The 264-nt window shown below is 40.9% G+C and carries 1 pseudogene; it reads right to left on the bottom strand.

Features of this window, described 5'->3' with window-relative positions:
• Positions 1–167, bottom strand: a pseudogene (locus tag SB756_RS31225) (putative 4-hydroxy-4-methyl-2-oxoglutarate aldolase); the annotation flags it as partial.
• Positions 168–264 lie beyond the last annotated feature (97 nt).

Genomic DNA, 264 nt, shown 5'->3' with positions numbered 1-264 from the left:
CCATTCTCTTCCAGCAGATCGTAAAGTAAGCCGTTGTCTTCAAAGCATTTCACTGTGGTAATCTGACCACCGAATGAAGTGCGCCCACCAAAATTTGAAAAAAGCGGTTCAACAACATTCACTTCTTCATGGTAGATATCGCAGAGTTCAGATGTATCGTATTTCATAAGGGTTTCGTCTGTTTGCCACAGGAAGGGTAAGTATATCGCTATATGCAGATTGTTGGCAAAATCATCAGTATGAAAAAAGCATCGTTCGATCAAG

Origin of the sequence: Pseudomonas sp. SIMBA_068 (assembly GCF_046534705.1) — a bacterium.
GTDB classification, from domain to species: Bacteria; Pseudomonadota; Gammaproteobacteria; order Pseudomonadales; family Pseudomonadaceae; genus Aquipseudomonas; species Aquipseudomonas putida.
This window is presented reverse-complemented; position numbering and strand designations above follow the sequence as displayed.